Genomic DNA, 24,203 nt, shown 5'->3' on the forward strand with positions numbered 1-24,203 from the left:
TCCTACGAGACCGTTAAAACAGGAGCGGCTCTAATGGAATCAGCGATGAATGACATGCCCCTCATCAGATTGCAGGATATTCGCAAAACTTATCACAATGGCGACCTTGCCGTTGAAGTGCTGCATGGCATCACGCTTGATATTCGTGCCGGTGAATTCGTGGCCATCAAGGGCGCTTCCGGTTCAGGCAAGTCGACGCTGATGAACATTCTGGGCTGTCTCGACAGCCCCAGCGGTGGTGAATATTGGCTTGAAGGTGAGGATGTCTCGACGCTTGATGCGGATGAGTTGGCCGCGCTGCGCCGCCGCACATTCGGCTTCGTGTTCCAAAGCTACAATCTCATTGCCACATCAACGGCTCAGGAAAATGTCGAGGTTCCGGCCATTTATGCCGGTATGCCGGCAGCAGAGCGTCATGCGCGTGCAGCCGAACTTTTGAATTCACTCAAGCTTGGCGACCGACTGGACCATCGCCCCAATCAGCTCTCTGGCGGTCAGCAGCAGCGTGTTTCGATTGCGCGCGCACTGATGAATGGCGGACGCATCATTCTTGCCGATGAACCGACAGGTGCGCTCGACAGCCAGAGCGGCGAAGATGTGATGGCGCTGCTGCGCGCAATGCATGAACAGGGTCATACGATCATCGTGATCACCCATGCCCGCGAAGTGGCGGAGCGCGCAGACCGGCTGATCGAGATTCGTGATGGACAAATCCTGTCCGATACGCTCATGCGTGAAATGCCTGACAGTGATGCACCGCAGAACCTGCAGCAAATAGCGGCAAACAGTGCCGCAGGCATGGCCGATATTTCAGAAGCGGTCAAAATGGCGATGCGGGCCTTGCGCGCCAACATCTTCCGCACGGTGCTCACATTGCTTGGCATCATCATTGGGGTGAGTTCGGTTGTCACAATGCTTGCAATCGGCACAGGCGCACAAAATTCTATCCTGGATCGCATCAATGCGATGGGGACCGATCTGGTGCTTATCCGGCCATCCATGCCGGGGTTTCGCGGCTCCGGCTCGGTCGCAACGCTTGTTCCCGAAGACGCTGACGCCATCCTGCAATTGCCCAATGTGAAAACGGCCGTACCGGAAGTGACCGGCAGTGTGACATTGAGACGTGGAAATATTGATTATCAGTCACAGGCCAACGGCACTGTTCCGGCTTTCTCGACCGCAAAGTCATGGAAAATCGAAAGCGGCGACTTCATCACTGAACATGACATGGAGAGTTATGCGCCGGTTGCTGTGATTGGAAAGACTGTCGAGAAAACGCTGTTCCCAGATGGTTCAAACCCGATTGGCCAGTATATTCTGATCCAGAAAATACCGTTTCAGGTCATTGGCACGCTGGAATCAAAAGGCGCAGGCTTTGGTGGATCAGATCAGGACGACGTCGTGGTTGTACCGCTGACAACGGGCAATCTACGGCTTTTCGGCCAGAAATATGTGCGCACCATCACGGTTCAGGTGAAAGATTCGGACCTCATCAACACCACACAGGACCAGATTCAGGAATTGCTGGACCAGCGCCACAAACAGCGCGATACCATGATCACCAATATGGCCTCTATTCGTGATGATGCAGCGGCGATGGGGTCGACGCTGACCATATTTCTCGGATCTGTTGCAGCAATCTCACTGCTGGTTGGCGGCATTGGCGTGATGAACATCATGCTGGTCAGCGTGACCGAACGCACGCGCGAAATTGGTGTGCGCATGGCAACGGGCGCACGCCGCCGCGATATTCTTTTGCAATTCATCACCGAAGCTCTGACCGTCTCGGCTATCGGAGGCGCTATCGGCGTCCTTGTGGGCCTGGGTGCCGCAACGCTTGCAGGTCTGGCCGGGCTGACGATCGGCTATAGCGCAGGTCCGGTTCTGCTGGCTTTTGCCTGTGCCTTTGCCACCGGCCTCGTGTTTGGCTTTCTGCCCGCCCGCAAAGCTTCACGATTGTTGCCTGCCGTTGCGCTTTCATCTGAATAAAACATTTCCAGCAAAAGTGCGTGAGCTTTTTGCGCAGGATAATGCGTAAGAAAAATAAGGCCGAACGCATGCACATCAAAAAGCCGACCTGTTTTCACAGGTCGGCTTTTTATTAAGACATCGCTTCGCTGCCTATTTGAACTGAATTGGCACCGTGATTGGCATCCGCGGCTTTGCAATTGCGGCGGGTGGCGCAGGCACGGGCGATGAGTTGCGCGTGGCCTGAACAGCCAGTTCATCAACAGTTGGATTGCCCGATGAGCGCGCCAGTTTCACAGAGAGAATATTACCAGACGGATCAACGACAAACGCAACCTGTGCCGTCCCTTTCACACCTCTGCCAGCCTCACGCTGCAATGAACGCGTGCGACGCAACAAGTGCGAATAAAGTTTCGACTGCCACTTATTGGAACTGACACCGGCTGATGCGTTGTTGTCGCCACGGCGATTGGCAACGGGTTTGGCACCCGAATCCACGTCCATGCGCGGCGCACTTGCCTGGCGCGTTTCCTTGGCCTTCTCCGCCTGCTTTGGCTTCGGCTTTTCGATTTTCTTGACCGGCTTTGGCTTTTCGGCCTTTGGCTTCTCTTCCTTAGGCTTTTCAATCTTTGGCTTCGGCTTTTCGACCGGAGCCGGTACAGCCACTTCCGGCTTAGGGGCCTCAACAATATCCGGAATTACGTCTTCCGGTTCATTGATCACTTCAGGCTCCGGCTCTGGTTCCGGCTCCTTGATCTCCTCAGCGACGGGCTCCGGTTGAACCTCTTCGACAGGCTCTACAGCCGTTTCCTGTTGAGGTGCTTCGGACACCACTTCTTCCATCGGAGCTTCCGGCTCAGGTGCAAACTCAACCACCATGGCAGCAACCTGCGCGCCATCCGGCTGATCCTCATCCTGATTCATGCTGATCGCATAGGCGCCGGCAGCATGTACACTTAAGACGATAATCCCCGCACCAATCCAACGCCCTGCATCATGCCAAAAGGAATAATGATGGCTATCCGTCGATGCCACATTTTTAAGGGGGGGATGTTCGGGCGGCAATCTGTCCATTTACTGTGCTCCCTGACCAACCGGCGCAGAGGCTGGTGCTGAACCATCAGAGGCAGCCCCCACAGTTTCAAGGCCGACCAGCGCAATCTTGAGATAGCCAGCTTCTCGCAGCAGGTTCATCACACGCATCAATTCACCGTAACCAACCATTTTGTCAGCCCGCAAAAAGACCCGCGCATCCTTGTTTCGCTCAGACACACCGTCAAGCTTTTGCCCCAGTCCTTCGCGACCAACCGTGTCGTTGCCAACGCTGATGGATAAATCTTCCTTGAGCGTCACATAGATCGGCTTGTCAGGGCGGGGTGCAGGTGTTGCACTCGACGCAGGCAGATCCACGTTGATGTCCACAGTCGCAAGAGGGGCCGCAACCATGAAGATGATCAGGAGAACCAGCATAACATCGATGAACGGTGTCACGTTGATTTCGTGGTTCAGTTCCAGATCGTCGCCATCGCCTTCTCGAACTTTGCCAGCCATGATACTACTCCGCTGCGTGCAGCGCGCCTTCACGCACGCCAGCTGTTCTGAAGTCAAGATCCCGGCTTACCAGACGCTCAACGCCCGCTGAAGCATCGGCAAGCAGCGCGCGGTAACCAGTGATTGAACGGGCGAAAACGTTATAGATAACAACGGCAGGAATGGCCGCAACAAGACCGATGGCCGTGGCGAGCAACGCTTCCGCAATGCCCGGAGCAACAACAGCAAGATTGGTCGTCTGTGCCTGACTGATGCCGATAAACGAATTCATGATGCCCCAGACAGTTCCAAAAAGACCAACAAAGGGCGCGACCGAACCGATGGTTGCCAGAATGCCCGTGCCCTTGGAAAGACGGCGTCCGGCTTTTGCTTCGATGCGCGACAGGCGCGAGGTAACGCGCTCCTTAAGGCCTTCCCCTCCGGCACGCGCCAATGCCGGGCCAGAAAGACGAACTTCATCTTCGGCAGCGCGGACCAGAATGGAAGCCGGTCCCTTCGCGCCTTCAAGTGTACGAACAGCTTCGGAAAGTGTCGCCGAATGACCAATGATCTTCAATGCGTGTTTGGCGCGGCCGCGAGCACCGGCCAGTTCAAGCGATTTCGCGATCAAGATCGTCCAGGTTAAAAGTGATGCAACCGCAAGACCGATCATCACCCCTTTCACAACCCAGTCGGCGGCCATGAACATCCCCCATGGCGAAAGGTCATGCGGCAGGACAAAAGCAGGGGGCGCCTCGGTTGCGGTCACTGGCTCTGCTGCACTGGGTTCACTTGCTGGGGTTGCGGATGGTATAATGGCGGGCTGGGCTGCCGGTGCTTGAACGGGAGCTGGGCTGGTCGCAGCGGGGCTATCGTTGACAGGCTGCTGTGCCTCCTGTGCAAGTGCAGAACCCGCAAATGCCAGCAGCCCCATGCCCATCGCCGCAGCCATGAAGCTTTTTCGCCAGAAACCAGTCATTTTCATCGCCTTTTGATTGTTCAGGTCCGAGCGTACATGACAGATCAATCATGCAGACTGCCCCGCCGCCTGTCATGCCACTTGAGGCCTTTTCTTAACTCCCATTAATATGATGATGCAAGTCATGTTTTGAAAATGCTGCTATTTTTAGGATTGAACACATAAATTTCTCAAACCTGCCGACCCCAGGAACACTAAACCCCTTATCGGGATAGCACTTGCATAAAAGCTTCAAATCAGGCGTGATATGCTGCAATGGACAGTTTGGGGATAGTTTGGGCATTTCCAATCATTGCCTGGGACTGAACGGAATTCGGGAGGAGAGGCTCATGATGCTTAAAGACATTCAGGCACTTGAAAACGCTGCTCGTATGGCGATGGCAGGCAACGATGATCCATTGCCTGTTCGCGCGCGATCATTAAAGCCATCCTATTACGGCGGTCTGGCTTTCATCACTGTCGCTTGCGCAGCCTATCTGTTTTTTGCGTAAGACAGGACGCGTCAGCGCAAACGATTCCAGCGATATTTACCATGACTTGCAGATCGTCATGGTTTGAGTTGCTGACTTATGCCTGAACATGCAACCATTGCGCCGTAACAACGTTATTGTGGTGGATTGATACGGTTGCTTGTCGTCTTCTTGATGCCTAAATTGGCTCGACGCCTGTTACCGTGGGATGCAATTTTAGAAATTAGACCACTCGTCGAACAACATATGTTGCAAACAGTGATTAAACAGGAGGCCTGACATGGCGCGCGGAACAACCAACACGCGTAAGATTGAGGAAAATCTCGAAGAGGCACTGACCGATTCGACAACTGAAGACCTTCAGTCTCAGGTCGAGCAGCTGAAGGAAGATATTGCTGCCATCGCCGCAACCCTGGCGAATCTGGGTTCACAGACTGTGCGCGATGCGAAACGCACCGCCAAGCAAACGTATAAAAGCGCATATGTGCAGGGTGAAGACGTTGTCGATGACCTGAAAAGCAAAGCGCAGGATGTCGAAGCACAGTTGACCGAAACAGTGCGGGCCAAACCGATTGCATCGCTGGCGACGGCTGTTGGTATCGGGTATCTGCTCGCCCTTCTCTCGCGCCGCTGATCCGCGCCATGCTGAAGCTTCTGGCACCAGTCGTGGCAACGCTTGCCGGTGATGAGCTAAAACTTCTCACCGGACGTGCTAAACGTGCTGCAATTTTTGGAGCAGCAATTGCTGTCTTCGGACTGATCGCGGTTGTGTTTCTTTGCGTCGCCGCTTTTCTTGCACTGGCTCAAAATTACGGCGGGCCGATTGCTGCACTCATTCTCGCAGGGCTATCGATTATCATTGCCCTGCTTATCATTGCGGTGCTCAAAGTTCAGGCTGCGGCAGAAGAAAAGAAACGCAAAGAGCGTATCGCCGCAGACAAATCAGCACTCGTGGCAACGGCTGCAATTGCAACCGTGCCGTCAATTCTGAAACGTCCAATTCTCGCTGTCGCACTGCCATTGGCAGGCATAGCGCTGGTGAGCTTGCTTTCAAATAAGACGAAGCGCTGATTTTACGATAAGCAAAACAGGATGAGACCGGCCCCCCGCGATGTTTCGTTGGGGGCCGTTTTTATGACGAAGCTTCGTGCTCCTGATCTGGCTGCGCGTGAACAAGGGACGACAACCGGACGATCACGCGTGTTCCCGTACCATCTTCGGACGTCGAATAAACCGGCTTTTCGCCAAACTGCATGCAAAGTTGCTCGACCACCAGCGTGCCAAGGCCATTCTGTTCACGCGCATTATCCGTATCGCCACCCTGCCAGCCGATACCGTCATCTTCGACCATCAAAGCAGGCTTTCCACTCTCAACGTCATTTTTGAAGCTGACTGAAATTCGACCGCCTTGCCGCCCCTTGAAAGCATGCTTGATCGCATTGGTGATAAGCTCGCCCAGAATGATACCGATTGTCGTAACATCCCGCGCTTTGAGATCAAGTGGCGCAAAATCCGTTGTGAAAGTGATTTGGCGATCATCCGCAATTCCCTCGCGGATATCTTCGATAACTGTTTCCAGAAACTCATCGATGCGCGTCGATTCCATATCCTCGCCCAGCCGGAGCCTGCGATGCGCGGTCGAAACCGTCTGCACCCGATCGCGCGCCGCAACGAGGGCCGCGCGGGCTTCTTCACTGCGCGTTTGTCGCAATTGCAGGCCAAGCAACGAAGAAACAGTGGCCAGTGAATTGCCGATGCGGTGGTTTGAATCCTGCAAAAGGATTTCAACCCGTTTGCGCTCATGCTCAGCAACAGCACGCTCCCGTTCGAGCTCCGCTGTTCGCTCTTTCACGCGTTCCTCAAGAAGCTCTTTCTCAGACAGCAAAGCCGACTGCCCTTCAAAGAGCAGACGCGCCGCGCGCTGAACACGTGACAAAAGCAAAAAAACCAGCACGGCTGCTGAGGCAAGCGCGACGATCGAAGTCGCCGTCAGCAAGGAGCGCATCCTGTCTATATAGGCATTGCGCTGTGCAAGTTCCTGTCCCTCCGTGGCGACAAATTGCGACACTGTTTGCGCAAGCTGATCGCGCAGATTTTTGCCCTCGTTACTGCGAAGTTGTTGAGTGGCCTCGCCAATCTTGCCTTGCCTGGCAAGAATGATCGTCTCACGAACATCTTTTTGACCCTGCTTGACCAGCGACTTGATCTCTATAACCCGCGCATGCTGCGGCGGATTATTTTCTGTCATGACGGCAAGATCATCCAGCGTCTGGTCAATATTGGCAATCGAACGCTCGTAGCGATCAAGATAATCTTCATCCAGCGTCAGAAGATATCCGCGACGGCTCATCTCAATATTATAGGCAATGCGTGTCACCCTGTTGACCTGCTCGCGCAGTTCAAAGTTCCTTGAAATATCGACAACCTGCTTGTTCACCCCATAGGAAAGAAACAGTGTTATCAATGCCGATAACAAAACCAGACTAAGCGACACGATAAAGGCAATCGGGCGCATCGAAGGTTTGAACAGGCGGTTTGAAAAGGCTGATGACAACGGCAAATCCACAAGAATTCAAAGTTACAAACCAGTGCGGAGGACCGCACGGATCTTCCATAATGGTTTGACAAGCAAATATTAGTAAAGCGAACTCTTCAAGTGCCTAGGCCGTGTGGACAATTATTTTTCAGTCGTGGCATGAGAGGGTTTTGTTTCTGAACAGCAGAAAAGGCCGCCGTGGCGTGTATCTCCATACCACGAACCAGAATATAATTGTCCACACGGCCTGGTATGCCGAAACCGAAATTCGTAGCCTATTGCGTGAAAACAAACCGGCAGAGCATTTCCAATAATTCAATCAAAACAGGAAATGCTTTCCCGGTCTGTTTCCGGCATTTGCATGCATCAAGCACAGGTGTCAGGCGAAGCTTCTCAGCGTGGCGCGGGATGAATTGGCATCCGGCCCGTAATCTGCATCGCCTTCAATTTGCAGTATCTCCTGAAGGCGCGTGCGCGCACGGCTGACACGGCTTTTGATCGTGCCAACAGCACAGCCACAAATTTCAGCAGCCTCTTCATAGGCAAAGCCAGACGCTCCAATCAGAATGATGGCCTCACGCTGGTCATCAGGCAGCTGATCGAGCGCTACCTTGAAATCCTGCAAATCAAGCGTGCCATATTGCGATGGATGCACAGCCAGTTGTTCGCTGAAAACACCGTCCGTATCCTGCACCTCACGACCACGCTTACGCATCTGGCTGTAAAACTCGTTGCGCAGGATCGTAAACAGCCATGCCTTGATGTTGGTTCCCAACTCAAAGGATTCTTGCTTGGCCCAGGCTTTCATAATTGTGTCCTGAACCAGATCGTCAGCACGATCATGCTGGCCGATCAATGATACCGCAAACGCACGCAAACTTGGCAGCGAGGCCAGGAGTTCGCGCTTGAATTGCGCCAACTCTTCAGCCGACGGAACCAGTGCTTTGCCCACGCGTACTCTCCTGTTCAGCCTGATCGAGTTTTTCCAAAAGGTCGAGGAAACGATCTGGAATTGTCTCTTCCTGTATTGAGGTATAAAGCGCTTTGAGTTTGAGACCGACTTCACAGTTCGGTCCTAAAATGTCCTTCCGGACGCGCCCGTTGAGCCGGATCCCGGCCCCGTTCGCTTGAAGGTTTTTCTTTTCTGTCATCACTTATTCATTCCAGGCATCTCGCCCTGTTCCACGATCACAAATGCATTACTCTGGAGGCTAAATGCGCCCACTCTGAAAAAGTTCCCTCACTTTTTTAAAATCTCGAGGAACTTTTCTCAAACTGCAACGTTTGTGTAGCATTATGCCGTGCTCTATAACATTGCCGAAGAGCTTTCGCGTCCTGTCGGTGAGTGTAAAAAGCAAGAAGTGCGGCAATGAGGAGTCCAAAAACCATGACGTTATCGACGCGTATTGCGCCGCATCTTCCCTATCTCCGCCGTTTTTCGCGTGCTCTGACAGGCTCGCAGGCATCAGGCGACGCCTATGTTGCTGCGACATTGGAAGCATTGATCGCAGACATCAGCATCTTCCCGCCTGCATCAGCAGACCGGATCGCGCTTTATCGGTTGTTCTGCAATCTGTATAAAACGGCCTCTGTCGAAATTCCGGAGCCTGCCTCTGAATTTGCATGGGAAAAGCAGGCAGCGCGAAATCTTTCTTATATTTCCCCTTTGCCGAGACAGGCCTTTTTGCTCGTCGCTGTTGAAGGGTTCAATGATCGGGAAGCCGCTGAAATTCTTGAAATCGATGAGCGTGAATTCGGCCGTATTTTGACATCTGCTTCGACAGAAATTTCGAAACAGGTGGCAACGCGAATTATGATTATCGAAGATGAACCGCTGATTGCGATGGACATCGAACAGATGGTCGAGAGTCTTGGCCATGAAGTCGTCGGTATTGCACGCACCAAGGATGAAGCGCTTGCGCTCTATAGCCGCGAAAAGCCGAGAATGGTGCTTGCAGATATTCAATTGGCTGATGGCAGTTCCGGCATTGATGCTGTGAATGAGATTTTGCAGGATGGCACAATCCCCGTGATCTTCATCACCGCGTTCCCTGAGCGGCTCTTGACCGGCGAGCGCCCTGAACCGACCTTCCTTGTGACCAAGCCGTTTAATCCAGACATGGTCAAGGCGCTTATCAGCCAGGCTTTGTTCTTTGAAGAAGCCGCTCAGGTTGCAGCCTGAACTGGAAATATGACGCAAAGTGACAACCCTGCAAAGAATGACTTCTTGCGGGGGTGTCAGCGTTAAACTGACAACTATGTGCTAAAAAGCGCGATTTATTTGCAGTCTGGACCTTCAAATTGTCTATTTCGAGGAACCAAAAGCAACGATCAGACGTTTCCCTTTCAATCAATGAAAAGGAGACCCACAATGCTTTATTATGCTCTTGTCTTTCTCGTCGTCGCGCTGGTCGCAGGCGCTTTGGGCTTTGGCGGTATTGCCGGCGCATCAGCGGGTATAGCGCAGATTCTTTTCTTCGTATTCCTCGCCCTGCTGGTCATATCTTTGATCGCCTCGGCTATCCGCAAGGCTTAATCCTGTCGGCTCTTGCAAGGCGGCTCACCGCCTTGCAAGGCAGCCAGCAAAAATTGCACCGTTGCACGACCTTCGTCAACGGCGCGGTTATTCATCACAGTGTTGATCCAAAATTATTGAAATTATTGCCTGTTGCTTCTTGTTTTTATCAACCAAGCTTTTGTTATTCACCCATTCCTTTTCACTCTACAACGCATGGTAATTGAGGCATTCATGGCCGCGTTAACCCCATCCCCCCTCAACGAAACAAAGTCTGATGCGTCACGATTGCGCGCATTGCTGGGCGCTGTGCGAAACAGCAATATCTGCGTGCTCTACCAGACGCCCGATATGCTTTATGCCTGGGGGGAGAACATTCCCAGCTATTGGCAGGAGAAATGGAAAGCGGGTGGACGGGATTGTGATTTTATTTTCTCGACGTCAATGTCGAGGCTCGAACAAGCAAAGCGCACAGCAATCGAAACCGGAACGGCACAAAATATTGAGCTGGCCATTAATGATGGTTACAAGCTTCGCTGGATCGACTTTCACATTGATTGTGATCTTGATGCAAATGGCAACGTTGTTGGCCTTGTTACAACGGCGCTGGAAATCAGTGAACTAAAACGCCGCGAACAAGTTTTAAAAACCCTGTTGCGCGAAGTGAGCCACCGCTCGAAAAATCTGCTCGCCATTGTGCAGAGCATTGCCAGCCAAACGGCGCGCTTCACTGATTCTGTCGATGACTTTCTTCTCAAGTTTCGCGGACGCATTCAGTCTCTGTCCTATTCGCAGGATCTGGTGACCGATTCCAACTGGCACGGTGCCTTATTTGTCGATCTTGTGCAGTCCCAAATCGAAAAATATATCGATATCAATGATGAACGGCTGAGCATTGAAGGCGACAACCCTTATTTGTTTCCGGGGGCAGCGCTGCATATCGGCCTTGCTCTGCACGAGCTGATCGTCAATGCAACATCCTTTGGCGGATTATCGATTCCTTATGGCCGCGTCATCATTTCTGCAAAAATTCTCCAGACCGATGCAGGCGAAGACGAACTGCTCTTTTATTGGAAAGAAACCAATCCGGCCATGCCGGACGTGTTTCAGCACGATCCGCGCTTTGGCAGTGCGGTCCTGCAGCGCATTGTGCCGCAAGCGGTGAACGGACATGCAGAATACCGCGTTGATGGCTCAGGTGCAGTCTATTCCCTGCACGTTCCGGCAGAACAATTCGACGCCTGAAAGACCTTCCCGCATTTCCCCACTCATAAAAGAAAAGCCGTCATGGTTTGAACCACAACGGCTTTCCTTAAAGATGCGGAACGTCGGCGACATAACGGGGGGGCGTCTGCGCGACATTCTCACAGCCAACTTCAAACGGGGACATTGTTGTTGGCCAATGAGGACCGCTTACGGGGCTTATCGGGGTCCTCGAAAACATGAACGGATATCCAAAAGTTTGGTTCCGTCAGGATTCGATTTTTTTACAATAAAGTTCGAGCCGGTGATGCACGATTTCATATCCGAGCGCCCGGGCGATTTCTTCCTGCAATTTTTCTATTTTTTCAGAGCTGAACTCAACCACTTCCCCCGAATCCATATCGATGATGTGGTCATGATGTGCCCCATTCGCCTGCTCAAACCGCGATGGACCGCCAGCGAAGGCATGGCGATGGATAGCCCCAAGTTCCTCCAGCAGCTTCATAGTTCTGTAAACGGTTGATAATGAAATACTATTATCAACCTCAACAGCGCGCCTGAAAATTTCCAGCGCATCCGGATGATCTTCCGTTTCAGTCAATATGTTGAGGATGATGCGGCGTGGCCGCGTAATGCGGATACCAGCCTGCCTCAGCTCCTGCTCATAATCGGGTTTTTTGTGCGATTCACTCATGGCCTGATTATGCACCCGCAAGGCGCCAGTTGCAAATTTTTGCAACTGGAAGAGAGAATATCTCCCCAAGCCATTTTGTAATCCGCATGTTAGATCAATCGACAAACTGTGTTCCCTGCCCATTTTTACAACGTTCCAGACGTTATGGTGCAGATGTGAACCCTGTTTGCCGACGCAGCATTTCACGCGGATCGGAAAGCGCCACGCAGATTGATCTTATCGCGTCTTGAGTATTTTAATCGCGATTATCCAGCCAACGATGGGCGTGATGATGGCACTGATAACCACCGCCCAGATCATAGGATAGGCCGGATTCTGTGAAAGCTCCGGCACTGTCAGGATTACGATAAAGCCGATGCCGATCAAAACGATAAACGCAATCGAACTTATGATCGATGCCAATTGAAGCCGTGTCCCCATATCCCCTCCAGTATAGTTTCAACAAATAGATACGCACTATCGACTTTTGTCCATCCTCGTAAAAACGTCTCAAGAAAATTGCCTGTCGATGCTGCTATAATCGATTATCTGCTGAAGAAATGCATTGATTAGGGTCAATTCGAACCGGCTGGCTCCAAGCAAATAAACTGGCGTGTTATTGTCTCGCCCAATCGGGATTAATACCGTTTTTACCCATAATTCCGTACTCCCCTCCGGTGTTGATGAACCAGATGGTGAACAGTGCGCACAGAACCAGAAACACGCTCCAGGAGATGATAAGCCGCGTCTTTCGCGCCTTGCGTTTCAACAAAAGATACACACCGGCACTCACCGCAGCAGATCCGATATAGGCTGCAATCATACCAAACTCCGTTATGGGGATTATACAAATAGGCAGGCGCATCCACGCCTACCTTGTTTTCACGCATGTCGTTCTCGGATCGTAGCGGGAATAGAAATCAGCCCGGCGGACTGATTTTCCCGCAAAGGCGGTTCTCATTTTTCCGCGACATGCTCTAGGAAAGACAGATGTAGCAAGCAGTCTCTGTCAACTACTTCTTCTGCTTTTCAGCTTCCTTGATCTGGGTTGCGAAGCGCCCGATTGCGGGGCCAGATGCCTTTTCAGCAGAAGCTGATTTGTCTTTCTTCGGTTTGCGCACTTCACGATTGCTGCGTACTTGGCCTTTTGCCATGATGGAAACTTTCTTGCTTAAGAGCGGAATGTTCCAGACCTGCACAGTTATCCGTTCAGGTCATTGTGCTCTTTTTTAAGCATACCACCAATGAAGCTGGGCGTGTAACAATTCGACGGATCAGGTCAACGCTCTGCATGGCAGCTTGCAACCTAAAGCAAAATTTTCAGGACTGGCAAGCGATTAGAGCGCGTCGCGCATAACCGCACCCAATACGCTCGCTCTATCTTCTTGTTTAGATGCACGGCGTTCTCAAATTCTAGCGGGAATAGAAATCAGTCCGGTGGACTGATTTTCACGCGAAGGTGGTTCCCGCTTTTCCGCAACATGCTATAGCCTCGCAAGACGACGCCCAGAATGCCGAAACTTATTCCTGTTTCGACCGCATAAGCCTGCGCAAAGCTTCCTGCGGTACGTTCGTTTCGCTTTGTGGCGGCGCCGGTCTCGCAACAGGGCGTTCACCCGGTTTATCATCTGGACGCTGCGGCGGTCTGTTATAATTGTCGCCGCGACGATAATGGCGCCCTTTATAGTACCGGTCATCCCGATAATATCTTGAATTGTATCTCGGTCCAGACCGATAAACCACTGTAGACCCACCATAATAACCGCCATAAGACGGCTCGTAATTCCGGTAGCCATCATTGTACGGGCTGCCCATGCAACCCGCCAGCAATGCCGCCATGAAGACAAACGAAACTGCTGAGATAATCCTTTTCGGTCCGTTCATGGCTCTGCTCCAGCTATCCTCATTTTTCGATGATAAAGTTTGATCTCACATCGAACCAAGAGCAAATCACTTTGCATCTGCGCTTGGACATATAATCCCGCTATCCCAACCCCAATATTTTGTTCATGAAAAATTGCCGTTGAAATAATATATTTATAATAAGAAAATGGATGCACAATAATAATAAATGGGAGGAAATTATAATGCGTAAATTTGTTATACTTTCAGCATTAATTGGGTGCATCTGTATTACATCAGCCGAATATGCGGAAGCTGAATCATTATCTCAATTAAAACCTGAAAATAGTGCGCTATGCATAGCGAATGGCCGCGATGCCTTGAATTGTGCCGTATATTGCACTGCAGTTTTCGCCATATGGAATATATGCTTTTAATAAGTTTACTTAGTTTAATATTTATTAAAATAAATAAATTCCATAATATAGTTTATATAAAAATTAATTTATAAATGGGTCTGTCATGGGAAATTATGCTTCATTCTTACTGGCCTTCTCCATTCTAATAATTGCAGGTAACATCAGCTTGGCAGAGACCGGAGTTGACTTACCATCTGATGAACAATGTAAATATTATTATTGGGATGGGCAGCAGATCAAATGCTGCCCAGACTCCACGGGTGGCTGGCATTGCAGCGATCGTTAAAGGGCAGCGAGATTGAATTAGCCCGGTTATCTGGCATTTTCTGCTTTGGGCATATCGTATGCCCGTTGTTGAACGCCTGCGTGCTTATAATTCAAACAGCTGTGGTGTCTGCCAATTAGTTGGAATAGCTGGTACGCCCAAGGGGAATCGAACCCCTGTTTGCGCCGTGAGAGGGCGAAAACTAAAAAATCCACATTTCGCCATTGATCGTCATTACCTTGTTTGAACCCTTTTTGTTTTTCTTGTGTTCCGGTTTCCGATAATTTAACGTCGTGGTTGACCGTCACTATGCGCGGTTGCTTATTAGACGGTTATTAGACGACTTTTGGAAACCCATGTCGAAGACGCTACAAGAATCTTCACTCACAACGCCGAACGCTCGAAAGGGATTGCCGATTGGCAACCATTGGCGAAGCGTTAGTGCCGAAGTTCATCTTGGGTATCGGAAAGGTAAGCGCGCCGGTCGCTGGTTTGTTCGCTGGCGTTTACCAGATGGTCGGTACAAGCAGGAAAGTATCGGAGCGGCAGACGACGGTATAAGCGCGGACGGCGTTGAGACGTTAAACTTCGAACAGGCGCGAAATAGAGCTGCCGAGCATGTGGAGCAAGAACGTCAACGTGAACGCGATGCAGGCAAGGAGCCTATCCCCACTGTTCGGGATGCTATCGAAACATATGTAGCAAAAAGACGGGCTCGGGCAGAGAAACAAGAGGGCGCGCGCCCGAACGACGCATATGGCAGACTCAATTTGCATGTTCTCGGAAAGCCGCTGGCAGACAAGCGCCTCGATGCGCTCTCAGATGAAGACTTAGCGGGCTGGCGAGCGGACCTGCCAGAGACTTTAGCGACTTCGAGCATCCAGCGAATCGTCAATGACCTTCGCGCGGCATTGAATGCCGTCCCTCCCCGTATTCTTAAGCGACTGCCTGCGTCATATCTAACTATGATAAAAATTGGATTGAAGACTGGTGAGGCAGAACCCGCAGCAGCGCGCGACGGTGCTGCTCTCCCTGATGCTGACGTGCGTCGCATCATTGAAGCAGCAAGAATTGTCGATGATGAGGATGGTTGGTCAGGCGACCTGTTCAGATTGGTATTGGTGTTGGCTGCAACCGGTATGCGTTTTTCACAGATCCGACGGATTCAGGTTGGCGACGTGCAGCCGGAGCAATCACGTCTCATGATACCAACTTCGCGCAAGGGGCGAGGTCAAAAGCGCACAACTCACATAGGCGTAAAAGTCGGGAGCGATGTTCTGGAAGCGCTGCGGCCGGCAACAGCAGCTCGTCGCCCAGCTGATCCATTGCTTGAACGCTGGAAACATAAGCAAGAGCGTCCGGACCCCGAAGCAAAACCAATATGGGTTAAGGATAAGCGCGGCACATGGAATTCGCCTGCCGAATTAACACGGCCATGGGCAGCGATTGTCAAGCGCGCGGGTCTTCCATCTGACACAGTGCCATATTCCTTGCGCCATTCATCGATTGTTCGCGCACTTCGGGCTGCGCTGCCTGTTCGATTGGTCGCCCAACTTCATGACACTTCCGACAAAATGATTGAACGGCATTATGCATCCGCAATCGTCAACGCTCTTGATGACTTGGCTGCGCTTGCCGTGGTGCCGCTGGTCGATAACGAGCGTGGTAAAGTGATAAAATTCAAGGTCGAGGTTAACAGTGGCAGTTAGAAAGCAACCTTTAGATTTCGTTTCATATTCAGATTGGCAAACCGAATTCACACTTACTGAGGAACAATTCATCTGCCTTGAAAAAATGTTGAAGCAGGAAATAAAGCAGACTGCGCGAGAGAATTTACTTGAACGTTGCGTGAATTATTTTGCAGTAAAAGCAGCAGAAAATGCGCGGCAATCATGGCTTGATGTTGAGAAACGTTTGGGACCGTACAGAGCGCTCGCGGAGGCTCTTTGGAACTTATCATCCGAGCAGAAATCAATTTCTGATGCAGCATTCGTATTAAAAAGAATTATCGAACCTGAGTTGCAATCTCAGGCAGTCTCTTTTGATGCGGAGGCATGCCTATTAAAATTTTCGAATTCCACTTCTAAAGCTGAGCTAGTGCCAGCTGTTACCCAATTTTTCCTACCTCCTGCATCATATTTCATTCAGGTTTCCGACGACATGATAAAGGAAATGGCCCAAGTATTTACGGTTGCTGTTAATCGGGCCCAAGCAAAACTCGAAGCTTTATCGATAAATGCTGCAAATGCCGAGAATCCAGATGGGGCTGTAGATTATCTAATTTTACATCTTACCGATTGGGCCGCATTGCACTTTTTGCCTCGTTCTTCATATTCTACCAAAGAAGGCTACGACCCCTCGCTTTTTGCACACTTCTTACTGAATTTGCAGAGTTATTTCCCATCAGATTTTCAATCAAAGAAACATCGTTCTCCAGGCGGAATGGCGGCAAAAATTCGAAGAGTTCGCGAAGAGCGAAACACTCGACTGAGCGGCAGATGTGACGACAACGATATCGAAGTGCAGACTTGAGCAAATAGCTGTTTTCACAAAACACTCATTTGCTCAATCGAATTGAACACTGAGCCTCGCCATTCTTCATCACGTTAACCGCGCTCGTTAACGAACCCAGATGAAGAAAGGCGAAAACAAATGCCAGCATTTGCGCTGACGATTAAGGATGCATCCGCAGCTTGTGGTCTTGGACCTACCAAGATTTATGAACTGATCGGTAAAGGCAAAATCGACGCCCGCAAGGAAGGTCGTCGTACACTCATTCTTGCTGAAAGCTTGAAACGCTATCTCGAGAACCTGCCTCCAGTGAAGGCGGCCTAAGATGAGTGATAAAACAGAAACGCCGCACTTGCTGGACAGCAGCAAGAACGGCGGATCGGCAATCAAAATGGTGTCGCTACCTACTGATTACCGCAATCCGCCCCTCCCCGCAACGACTTTAACAGCATTGATCATAGCAAAGCGCTTCGGCCTTCCGATTGCGACGGCACGCGTAGTTTGTGAACTCGCCGGAATTGGAGGTGCAGCATGAGTAAGCGGAAATCGATTTTGTCTCTGACAGTCATGATGAAGCCAGATGGTGGTCTCGTTACCGTTGTTGGTCGTGATGCGTGGGCATTAGAGCAGCTTATTGCGGCTGGTGAAACTGGTTGCACACCACTTCACAATCCTGCCCCGCGCTGGTCGCACTATATCTTCAAACTTCGTCAGGCTGGCATTGTTGTCGAGACGATTCATGAAGAGCACGGCGGCCCTTACTCTGGCACGCATGGTCGTTACGTATTGCGCTCTGACGTGAAGGTGTTGCGCGAAACTTCAGTAGGAGCAGCCGCGTAATGGCTATCCAATACAAAATGGGGAGGCTTCGTGCCTCCCTTCTCATTCGGGGAGGTAATCATGGCGAAACATGACAACCGTGGCCGAAGCAATTCATCTCCGTATCTGCAGCTTCATCGCTGGTTCCTTGATTGTGATGCCTGGCGCTCACTGAGCGTGTATGCACGTTGTCTCTACATCGAAATCAAGCGTCGTTATAACGGCAAGAATAATGGTGCCATTTCGATGAGCTATCGTGAAGCTGAGGAATTAGTCGGGTGCAGCAACAAACCTATTCCGACAGCCTTCCGCGACCTGATTGAACGAGGCTTCATTAAGCAGGAGCGACGGGGCAGTTTCAAAGGTACGCCATTTGCAACGACTTGGATTTTGACCGAATTGCCACAGGATGAGCCAGAGCGCTCGCTTATCCCATCGAAGGAATTCATGTCATGGAAACCCAAGCCTGAAACACCGAAGAAAAAAACACCGCACGCCGAGAGCGTACACGCAGCACGCTTAGAGCGTACAGCAAACGGCACTACCGCACGCTTAGAGCGGGCTGTCAGCACGCCCAGAGCGTACAGTGAACCCTCATTTTCGACCATTCCCTGCACGCCGAGAGCGGGCACTATTAATATACCATATACAGGTAGCGAAAGCGGACTTGAGCCAATCCCCACTCCAAGCCTGATCCGCAGCCTTCAGCGCAATGGCTGGAGCAAGCCCGGTCGCGAACAGCCAATCAAAAAGCAGGTGAGCGAACCGGGCGATAGCAATTCCCAAAATTCAATTCTTCATGAACGACCAAGATGAGTGAGCAGATGCGAACAGCCATTCAGTGGTTAGCCTCAGTGCCTCATGGTTCAAGGCCTAGACCACTAATCCCTTTCCTGAAACAGCAGTTCAAGCTCTCAGCATTGCAGGCCATCGAAGTCATCAACGCGGCCCGTTCTCAAAGTTGCGATAAGGATTCTTAACATGTCAGATAAACCAACTGCCGCAAATGAAACTGCCGTCTCCAGCGGTTTACCTCCCGTGAAAAGCCCCGATGCGGCTGTAAGCAAAACCATCCCAGAACCGTCAGAGCTATTTTGTATGGATAGCAACGGAGCGGTGATGGTTAATCAGCGACTAGCAGAGGAAACCTTGGGTTCATCGGACCCACATTTCATTGAAGGCATAGTTGTTCAGATGATTGAAACTGGCCATTCTCTAAAAGTCACATCCTATAATGCATCAGCATTCACAGCCTCACTGGTCGCCGGTGTAAAGCCACGCGATCAAGTTGAAACAATGCTGGCAGCTCAAATGGCAGCGATACACAATGCGACAATGAAACTCGCCGCTCGGATCAATCGCGCTGAAACCATCCCGCAGTATGATAGCGCATCCCGGTCGCTCAATCAGCTTTCCCGTACATTCACAGCACAGGTGGATGCATTGACGCGCTATCGATCAGGTGGACAGCAGAAAATGACTGTTGAACACGTTCACGTCTATGAAGGAGGTCAGGCAATCGTCGGCAACGTTTCTCAAAGCGGCAAGAGAGGGGGCAATCATGGTTGATAAAGTCAGCCTCATGAAGTTAGCCCCTAGGTGCACTGCGACAGCAAAACATAGCGGCAAGCCGTGTCGGTCGCCCGCTGTCAAAGGGTTTACAGTCTGCCGGATGCATGGAGCGCGAGGTGGCAACCGAACTGGCAAGGAAAACAGCAACTACCGTCACGGCGCTTATACGCGAGAAACTAAGGCTATGGTTGCTGAAAACCGCGAGTTGATTAAAATCAGCCGGAACGCATTAGACGAATTCTAGTGAGCCTTTGAAACAGGAAAGCCTATAACGTAACAATTGAGCTTGATTTTAAAATGCTTCTGCAAACAACGGCCAGATCATCATATTAAGTTGTAAATATGCAGAAGCACTCCGATTAGAAGGCAAGCTATTCTATCGCAATTTTTGATCCATTATAGGACATTTAGCATAGGTGCATCGTGCATTTGCCTTCTCGAAGAGTATTGAGACGAACTGCCGCTGTGTCGATTATCGCAGCTATTTTTTCTATCTCGATTTCAACTGGCATCCGCTTTCTCTTGGGTGTTCATTCGGACACTATTACTATTGTTGTTCGTTTGGTGCTTCCGTTCATCATCGCTATTCCAATCGCGTTGTTATGGTTCAATAAGCTTGAACGCCTTGAAGTTGCCTACCGTTCATTGGTGAGACAAGCGAACGAGCTTGCGCGAAGAGCCAGTTCAGACCCTCTTACAGGTCTGCTGAACCGGCGTAGCTTCATTGAGCGGTTTGAGAGTGCAATGGAAATCGGTGTGCGCGGATGGTTCATCATAGCGGACATTGATTATCTGAAACTGATCAATGACAATTTCGGCCATCTCGCCGGGGACGAAGCGGTAATTTCGACCGCGAGAGCGCTGGAATCCGTCTTGCCAGCAGACAGTTTAATTGCTCGAATTGGTGGTGATGAATTCTGCGCTTTCGTTCCGGGTGTATCACAAGACGATATGCTCTCACTTCTGAGCCATGTTAGTGAGCAAGCAGGAACAAACTTTACGGATACTACAAAGATGGATGGAGCCGCGCTGTCTATTTCGGTGGGCAAAATAGCCTGCAAGTCCAAGCAGACATTTAAGGACGTTGTCAGCCAAGCTGATGAGAGACTTTACCGCAAAAAAAGAATGCGCAATCTGCAAGCTAGGCAATAGTTTTTGAATGACAGATTGCCGCACCCTGCCTTTTTCATTTTAGTTTGGACGGCCACGAACACCCACGAACGACTACGGAATTTATACTAACATAATGATTTAATTGTGCTTTTGTCGATTTTAGAACCCCCTCGTAATACAATCGTATTAACGAAAGGAGACTGTAATGCGCGCAAATGTTGCAATGGCTGATTATATCCTCGTCCGCGTTTTCACGGATGAAAAGCAGGCGTTGAAAGAAGCTGCCCGAAAGAAAGGCACTTCACTCTCCGAGCTTATCCGCACCTCGGCATCGGCCGAAGCCGGACAGCGGGCGGAGGCTTGAATATGAACAGGCCGCTGATCCGTCCATTCAAAGCACCAGACGGCTCTTACATCATGCACCCCGACTTTGTGAGCGGGTTAATCAAGCACCTATCGCTCCAGAATTACGACAATGAGCGTCGGGCTTTCGATCAGGATGCCACACATCAGGAGGTCTTATTGGCTCTGCAAGCCTTTGAGGAACTGGCAGTCGCAGACGCACAGTCTCGCGGCACACCTGATGAAATCGCGAAAATTCAAGCACTCGGTATTTTTGACAGCTTTGTCGCAGGCGCGACAGGCGTTCAGTGAAGGTGAACACCCATGAACAATTTTGATCTGCGTTTTCTGGGAGTTCCAAATCTCCAGAACATGCTCACAGCCCGCCCTAACATGATGCCGATGAACATGCTTACAGGAGAGCAGGCACAGCCGACCGTCGATTTGACACAGACCGGCTCTATTCCTTCGAAAGAGACTATCCCACAAGGCGGCATCGGCGCAGCTTTTGAAAGCCCGCAGGGGAATGTTAGCGCGCTGGTGGCAGCTGGCATGAACGACCTGAACTATTTCCCGCCACAGCCTGACGCGAATGCTGCTCCTATAACTCAGCAGGATTATCAGGCGTCCTTGCGCCACCTACAGCCGCAGAGCGCGCCACAGCAGCCCGCACAAGCTGGTTCTGGTCTGTCGGGCGGTATGGACATGGGAACGGTCGCAGCCTTCCTACAGGGGCTTGGCCGGGGCAATGGTGTGCTGTCTGCTATCGGTGGCGGTATGGGTGCGGTTCAGGAGAGAAAGCAGGAAAACCAGACCGTTAAATATCTCACCTCGCAGGGCATTTCCGAAGGCGAAGCGCAGATTATTTCTCGCAATCCGCAGGCTCTTAATCAAGTATTGCTGAACTTGCGGAAGGGCGTGGACCCGAAAACCAATCTCGAATTGCAGAAGCTCGGTTATGAAGTCGATGCAGCACGCCTTAAAGCTCAGGGCGGTTTGGATGCGAAAGACCGATACATGGCAGTTGGCAAAAAGGTCTTTGACCGTCAGTCAGGCCAGCTTGTCGATTTGCCTGCTGGCGAGGATGGCGGAGATACTGAATACGGACTGAACCCGATTTGGGGGCAGGATGAAACGGGCAATCCTGTTCTTGGTGTTCTGGGCAAAGACGGCTCATTCAAAAAGGTCGATACGCGTGGCTTCGATATTTCGACAGGCACAGAGCAAATCGATCTGGGTGATAGCTTTGCCCTCAAGGATAAACGTTCCGGTCAGATTATCGGCTCCGTGCCCAAAAACCTTGCCAACGCAGAACGCGATAAAAAGGCTGGAGCAGCAGAAGGTGAAGCGCTGGCCTTATATTACAGCATGGCGAGCAAGCTACCCGGCCTTGAGTTGGTCGTGGAGGAACTGGAAGACCTGTCGGACAAGGCGACTTACACGACGGCGGGCAAATTGCTTGATGCTGGACGCAAAGAGTTTGGAGCATCGCCAAGGGATTCTGCACTCGCTCGATCTGAATACATCGCCAAGGTGGACAACCAAGTCCTGCCAATGCTGCGCGATACATTCGGTGCGGCCTTCACTCAGAAGGAAGGCGAAACGCTGCGCGCCACACTTGGCGACGCAGACAAAAGCCCTGCTGAAAAGAAGGCCGTTTTGCAGGCATTCATCAAACAGAAACGCCGCGATATTCAAGCCCTTGCTGTGCAGGGAAAGGTCCATTCACCCGCTTCCGGCGCTGGCGTGAATGTTGGCGGCTATATCATTGAGGAGGCAAACTGATGCAGAAATATCGTATCACAGCCCCAGACGGCAAAGTTTACAACATTACTGGCGAGAACAGAGAGGGTGCGCTCAACGCTCTGCAATCGTATCTTGGTGACCAGTCTGGGCAGGCTTCGCCTGTTGAGTCCCGCTCTCCAGAATATGACGAGGCACTGTCTGATTTGTCTCAAATGTCGCGCGACCCAGCGTCTGCAATCGAGAATGAGCGTATCAGGTACAACCGTGAGCAATACGATAATATGCCAACACTGGGGAAAATCGGAACGGCAGCATATGACGTAGCAAACTTGATAGGCGACGGCGCGACCTTCGGGTTTGGTGATAAAATTTCAGCAGGCGTCCGGTCAGCGCTAACAGACGAAACCTATGAAGAGGCGTTGAAATCGTTTCGCCAAGACACACAGGCAAGCCGAGACCGGGCTGGCACGGCAGGCACAGCTGCGAACATCGTTGGCGCAGTAGGGCCAGGTGTAGGGCTGGCTTCGCGAGGAGCAACTTTGGCAGGGCGTCTTGGAACGGGTACGATGGCAGGCGGTAAGGGGGTTGCGGCTCGCGCTGCGCTGGCTGTGCCGGAAGGTGCCGCTTATGGTATGGCAGACGCACTCGGCCATGACACAGATGTTAGTAAAGGGGCCTTATATGGCGCAATTGGAGGCGCAGGAGGCTCTATAGCTGCTGATACTCTCAATGGGCTTGTTCGGGGTGTATCCAGTGCTGTGCGCGGCAAAGGCAACATCCCATCGACTGACGCGCTTAAGCGGTCCGCTGCCGATGCCTATGCTGCCGCCGAAAATGCTGGCGTTGTTTACTCCCCGAATGCGGTAGAGCGCCTAAAGCAACGTATAGTGCCGGAGCTTGCGGAGTTCGGTTACAGGCCGGATCTGCACAGTGGCGCGAAAAATGCGCTCGATGTTATTAATGAACTATCTGGGAAAAATACCACCCTCAAGGGACTTGAGCAGGCGCGCAAAGCCATCCGAGGCGGATATAAAGGCCCTCTTTCAGATTTTTCTAAGGAGAATAATGCCGCCGTATCCAAGATACTTGATGCTTTTGACGACATGGTAACTCGCCCCGGAAGCAAAGACATAGTTATGGGTAATCAGGTCGAAGGCCTCCAAAGCCTACTTAAGGCCCGTGAAATGTGGCTGCAAACATCAAAAGCTCAAGCGCTTGAAGACGCACTTGCCCGCGCGGAGCTTCGCGCAAGCTCAACTGGCACAGGTGGAAACATTGAAAATGCTTCTCGGCAAGAAGTTCGTAAACTGTTGACCAAGGGTAAGGGGTATACCGCTGACGAAAAGAAGGTGATGACCGAAATCGTTACGGGTTCGCCTGGACAGAACTTGCTCCGACTTGTCGGCAAGTTATCCCCTCAAGGGAATGGGCTGATGATGATGCTACAAGGCGTGGGTGGTTATGCTACAGGCGGAGCGTCTTTGCCCTTAGCAGGTGCCGGAATTACTTCAAAATGGCTTGCTGATAAAGGTGTTCAAAAAGGCATTTCTGGCCTGTCAGAACTTATCAGGTCCGGCGGGACGCAACAATCGCTTGAAGCTGCGAAGGGTACGCTTAAGAGCCTGACCAGCAATCAGCGACTTGCTATCGCGAGAATCTTTATGCTCGCTGGAGCGCAAACTGGGAGCCAATAACCATCC

The 24,203-nt window shown here is 51.3% G+C and carries 30 protein-coding genes; 19 read left to right on the forward strand and 11 right to left on the reverse strand.

The window, feature by feature from the left end; genetic code table 11:
- Positions 1-45 precede the first annotated feature (45 nt).
- A complete protein-coding gene (locus ABE530_RS10460; RefSeq protein WP_499694480.1) occupies positions 46-1,989 on the forward strand; it encodes a MacB family efflux pump subunit in 1,944 nt (647 codons plus the stop codon).
- A gap of 132 nt (positions 1,990-2,121) precedes the next feature.
- On the opposite strand, the gene ABE530_RS10465 is transcribed toward ABE530_RS10460, so the two are convergent.
- Genes ABE530_RS10465 through exbB form a run of 3 tightly spaced genes read right to left on the reverse strand, consistent with a single transcriptional unit; the run spans position 2,122 to position 4,477 of the window.
- Positions 2,122-3,042 carry an energy transducer TonB family protein gene (locus tag ABE530_RS10465; protein WP_499694481.1) on the reverse strand — a complete coding sequence of 307 codons (921 nt, stop codon included), beginning with the start codon at positions 3,040-3,042 and terminating at the stop codon, positions 2,122-2,124.
- Entirely contained in the window at positions 3,043-3,519 is a 477-nt protein-coding gene (gene exbD / locus ABE530_RS10470) for a TonB system transport protein ExbD (protein WP_499694482.1), read from the reverse strand.
- A gap of 4 nt (positions 3,520-3,523) precedes the next feature.
- Positions 3,524-4,477: a tonB-system energizer ExbB gene (gene exbB / locus ABE530_RS10475; RefSeq protein ID WP_499694483.1), complete on the reverse strand. Its 954-nt coding sequence runs from the start codon at positions 4,475-4,477 to the stop codon at positions 3,524-3,526.
- Positions 4,478-4,806: 329 nt separating this feature from the next.
- On the opposite strand from exbB, the gene ABE530_RS10480 reads away from it, so the two are divergent.
- The 3 genes from ABE530_RS10480 (at position 4,807) to ABE530_RS10490 (ending at position 6,018) form a co-directional block, all read left to right on the forward strand.
- Positions 4,807-4,968 (forward strand): hypothetical protein, encoded by a 162-nt coding sequence (locus ABE530_RS10480; RefSeq protein WP_265984789.1) that lies wholly within the window; start codon positions 4,807-4,809, stop codon positions 4,966-4,968.
- A gap of 259 nt (positions 4,969-5,227) precedes the next feature.
- Positions 5,228-5,581, forward strand: a complete 354-nt coding sequence (locus tag ABE530_RS10485) for a DNA gyrase subunit B (protein ID WP_265984788.1) — start codon at positions 5,228-5,230, stop codon at positions 5,579-5,581.
- Positions 5,582-5,589: 8 nt separating this feature from the next.
- Positions 5,590-6,018, forward strand: a complete 429-nt coding sequence (locus ABE530_RS10490) for a phage holin family protein (RefSeq protein WP_265984787.1) — start codon at positions 5,590-5,592, stop codon at positions 6,016-6,018.
- 61 nt (positions 6,019-6,079) lie between these two features.
- On the opposite strand, the gene ABE530_RS10495 is transcribed toward ABE530_RS10490, so the two are convergent.
- From ABE530_RS10495 to ABE530_RS10505, 3 genes are all read right to left on the reverse strand, one after another.
- Positions 6,080-7,501 carry a sensor histidine kinase gene (locus ABE530_RS10495; protein ID WP_499694484.1) on the reverse strand — a complete coding sequence of 474 codons (1,422 nt, stop codon included), beginning with the start codon at positions 7,499-7,501 and terminating at the stop codon, positions 6,080-6,082.
- A gap of 361 nt (positions 7,502-7,862) precedes the next feature.
- Complete coding sequence (locus ABE530_RS10500; RefSeq protein ID WP_265984785.1) at positions 7,863-8,435, reverse strand: RNA polymerase sigma factor; 573 nt, start codon at positions 8,433-8,435, stop codon at positions 7,863-7,865.
- Positions 8,407-8,634, reverse strand: coding sequence for a NepR family anti-sigma factor (locus ABE530_RS10505; protein WP_265984784.1), 228 nt, complete (start codon positions 8,632-8,634; stop codon positions 8,407-8,409). The genes ABE530_RS10500 and ABE530_RS10505 overlap by 29 nt, the downstream gene beginning before the upstream one ends.
- Before the next feature lie 236 nt (positions 8,635-8,870).
- Between ABE530_RS10505 and ABE530_RS10510 the strand changes: the two genes are divergently transcribed.
- The 3 genes from ABE530_RS10510 (at position 8,871) to ABE530_RS10520 (ending at position 11,243) form a co-directional block, all read left to right on the forward strand.
- Positions 8,871-9,665, forward strand: a complete 795-nt coding sequence (locus tag ABE530_RS10510) for a response regulator (protein WP_265984783.1) — start codon at positions 8,871-8,873, stop codon at positions 9,663-9,665.
- A 189-nt stretch (positions 9,666-9,854) separates the two neighbouring features.
- The gene (locus ABE530_RS10515; protein ID WP_006473348.1) at positions 9,855-10,019 is read left to right on the forward strand and encodes a DUF1328 domain-containing protein; all 165 of its coding nucleotides are present in this window, start codon (positions 9,855-9,857) and stop codon (positions 10,017-10,019) included.
- Between the two features lie 213 nt (positions 10,020-10,232).
- A complete protein-coding gene (locus tag ABE530_RS10520; RefSeq protein WP_499694485.1) occupies positions 10,233-11,243 on the forward strand; it encodes a sensor histidine kinase in 1,011 nt (336 codons plus the stop codon).
- Between the two features lie 226 nt (positions 11,244-11,469).
- Here ABE530_RS10520 and ABE530_RS10525 read toward each other — a convergent pair whose 3' ends face one another.
- The 5 genes from ABE530_RS10525 to ABE530_RS10545 form a co-directional block, all read right to left on the reverse strand.
- Entirely contained in the window at positions 11,470-11,895 is a 426-nt protein-coding gene (locus ABE530_RS10525) for a ferric uptake regulation protein (protein ID WP_265984953.1), read from the reverse strand.
- A gap of 216 nt (positions 11,896-12,111) precedes the next feature.
- Positions 12,112-12,315: a hypothetical protein gene (locus tag ABE530_RS10530; RefSeq protein WP_265984781.1), complete on the reverse strand. Its 204-nt coding sequence runs from the start codon at positions 12,313-12,315 to the stop codon at positions 12,112-12,114.
- 175 nt (positions 12,316-12,490) lie between these two features.
- Positions 12,491-12,697 (reverse strand): hypothetical protein, encoded by a 207-nt coding sequence (locus ABE530_RS10535; RefSeq protein WP_265984780.1) that lies wholly within the window; start codon positions 12,695-12,697, stop codon positions 12,491-12,493.
- 190 nt (positions 12,698-12,887) lie between these two features.
- Positions 12,888-13,028, reverse strand: a complete 141-nt coding sequence (locus ABE530_RS10540; protein ID WP_265984779.1) for a hypothetical protein — start codon at positions 13,026-13,028, stop codon at positions 12,888-12,890.
- Positions 13,029-13,395: 367 nt separating this feature from the next.
- Positions 13,396-13,758, reverse strand: coding sequence for a hypothetical protein (locus tag ABE530_RS10545; protein WP_396998118.1), 363 nt, complete (start codon positions 13,756-13,758; stop codon positions 13,396-13,398).
- A gap of 998 nt (positions 13,759-14,756) precedes the next feature.
- On the opposite strand from ABE530_RS10545, the gene ABE530_RS10550 reads away from it, so the two are divergent.
- From ABE530_RS10550 to ABE530_RS10605, 12 genes are all read left to right on the forward strand, one after another.
- A complete protein-coding gene (locus ABE530_RS10550) occupies positions 14,757-16,109 on the forward strand; it encodes a tyrosine-type recombinase/integrase (protein WP_499694486.1) in 1,353 nt (450 codons plus the stop codon).
- Positions 16,099-16,932, forward strand: coding sequence for a hypothetical protein (locus ABE530_RS10555; RefSeq protein ID WP_499694487.1), 834 nt, complete (start codon positions 16,099-16,101; stop codon positions 16,930-16,932). The genes ABE530_RS10550 and ABE530_RS10555 overlap by 11 nt, the downstream gene beginning before the upstream one ends.
- Positions 16,933-17,052: 120 nt before the next feature.
- Positions 17,053-17,235, forward strand: a complete 183-nt coding sequence (locus ABE530_RS10560) for a helix-turn-helix domain-containing protein (RefSeq protein WP_499694488.1) — start codon at positions 17,053-17,055, stop codon at positions 17,233-17,235.
- A 1-nt stretch (position 17,236) separates the two neighbouring features.
- On the forward strand, positions 17,237-17,446 hold the full coding sequence (locus tag ABE530_RS10565; RefSeq protein WP_499694489.1) for a hypothetical protein: 210 nt from the start codon (positions 17,237-17,239) through the stop codon (positions 17,444-17,446).
- Positions 17,443-17,751 (forward strand): winged helix domain-containing protein, encoded by a 309-nt coding sequence (locus ABE530_RS10570; RefSeq protein WP_499694490.1) that lies wholly within the window; start codon positions 17,443-17,445, stop codon positions 17,749-17,751. Before ABE530_RS10565 ends, ABE530_RS10570 begins: the two co-directional genes overlap by 4 nt.
- Before the next feature lie 60 nt (positions 17,752-17,811).
- Positions 17,812-18,546 carry a hypothetical protein gene (locus ABE530_RS10575; protein WP_499694491.1) on the forward strand — a complete coding sequence of 245 codons (735 nt, stop codon included), beginning with the start codon at positions 17,812-17,814 and terminating at the stop codon, positions 18,544-18,546.
- 165 nt (positions 18,547-18,711) lie between these two features.
- Positions 18,712-19,299: a hypothetical protein gene (locus tag ABE530_RS10580; protein ID WP_499694492.1), complete on the forward strand. Its 588-nt coding sequence runs from the start codon at positions 18,712-18,714 to the stop codon at positions 19,297-19,299.
- 426 nt (positions 19,300-19,725) lie between these two features.
- Positions 19,726-20,454, forward strand: coding sequence for a GGDEF domain-containing protein (locus ABE530_RS10585; RefSeq protein ID WP_499694493.1), 729 nt, complete (start codon positions 19,726-19,728; stop codon positions 20,452-20,454).
- Between the two features lie 166 nt (positions 20,455-20,620).
- Entirely contained in the window at positions 20,621-20,779 is a 159-nt protein-coding gene (locus ABE530_RS10590; RefSeq protein WP_499694494.1) for a plasmid mobilization protein, read from the forward strand.
- Positions 20,780-20,781: 2 nt separating this feature from the next.
- A complete protein-coding gene (locus tag ABE530_RS10595; RefSeq protein ID WP_499694495.1) occupies positions 20,782-21,069 on the forward strand; it encodes a hypothetical protein in 288 nt (95 codons plus the stop codon).
- 12 nt (positions 21,070-21,081) lie between these two features.
- On the forward strand, positions 21,082-22,542 hold the full coding sequence (locus ABE530_RS10600) for a hypothetical protein (protein ID WP_499694496.1): 1,461 nt from the start codon (positions 21,082-21,084) through the stop codon (positions 22,540-22,542).
- On the forward strand, positions 22,542-24,197 hold the full coding sequence (locus ABE530_RS10605) for a hypothetical protein (RefSeq protein WP_499694497.1): 1,656 nt from the start codon (positions 22,542-22,544) through the stop codon (positions 24,195-24,197). Before ABE530_RS10600 ends, ABE530_RS10605 begins: the two co-directional genes overlap by 1 nt.
- Positions 24,198-24,203: the final 6 nt, after the last annotated feature.

This window comes from Brucella sp. TWI559 (assembly GCF_039674265.1).
GTDB lineage: Bacteria > Pseudomonadota > Alphaproteobacteria > Rhizobiales > Rhizobiaceae > Brucella > Brucella chromiisoli.